We start from the raw sequence: 1,028 nt of genomic DNA on the forward strand, positions 1-1,028 counted from the left end.
GGGTCCGCCCCTTTAAATCCGCCTGTCGGCAGGCCCTCATACAATGGGGCCGAGAGCGACCGTGATGCTCCAACTCCTGTCTTTCTGCGCCATTTCCGTTTGAAAATCCTGCTGACAGTGGCAACCACACCTCCTTTCTGCTTCCCCCCACCAATCTTTCCCAAACTGTCTGAATAGCCAGGGAATCCGCCGTCTCCGATAATCCGGGGCATGTGGAAATCCCTTCTCCGCGCCGTTGGCCTCGACCGCCGCCGCTCGTTTGACGCGGCTGGCGGTGGTCGGCGTTGGGATGGTGCCCGCACGGTGGACGGCCTCAACGGCTCGATCCAGGCCGGCGCCACCACGGCGGCGCGGCGGGCCGGGTGGTATGCCCGCAACAATCCCTGGGTCTCGGCGGCGGTGCAGTCGCTGGCCGCCAACGCGGTGGGGGCCGGCATCAAGCCGCGCTCGCGCCATCCCGACGCCAAGGTCCGCGACACCCTGCATGCGCTGTGGGATCGCTGGACGGATCGGGCCGATGCCGCCGGCCTCACCGATTTCTACGGCCTCCAGGCGCTGGCCTTCCGCGCCATGGTCGAAAGCGGCGAGAGCTTCGCCCGCCTGCGCGTCGCCGAGGATGTTTCACCGCTGCCGCTCGCCATCGACCTGCTCGACCGCGAACAGGTGCCGATGGACCTGCACCGCGACATCGGGGCCGGTGCCCGCATCCGGGCCGGCATCGAGTTCGACGGCTCGGGCCGCCGCGTCGCCTATCATTGCTATGCGAACCGCCCCGGCGATGCCTTGGCGCCGCTGTCGCTCGACACCGTGCGCCTGTGGCCGTAATTGCGGCGGGAAATGGGGCAACCACCGTGCGCATCCGGCTCGACGGAACATCGACGGTGGCAGTGTAATTTACAAGCGTCTCAGCCGTCTTTCTATGAATGACGGCTGAGCGTGCCCGTAAATGTACTGAACCGCTTGAGATGCCAAACTCTCGTTACATCGTCGGACGAGTCGGTTGCGACCGTTATGAATTAGCAGGGTGC

1 protein-coding gene is annotated in these 1,028 nt (G+C 65.6%); it reads left to right on the forward strand.

Annotation, left to right across the window (positions count from 1 at the left end; translation table 11 throughout):
• Window positions 1–210 precede the first annotated feature (210 nt).
• Window positions 211–825 (forward strand): phage portal protein, encoded by a 615-nt coding sequence (locus MTBSS4_RS18765; protein WP_254432658.1) that lies wholly within the window; start codon window positions 211–213, stop codon window positions 823–825.
• Window positions 826–1,028: the final 203 nt, after the last annotated feature.

The organism is Magnetospirillum sp. SS-4 (genome assembly GCF_902729425.1).
Lineage (GTDB): Bacteria > Pseudomonadota > Alphaproteobacteria > Rhodospirillales > Magnetospirillaceae > Phaeospirillum.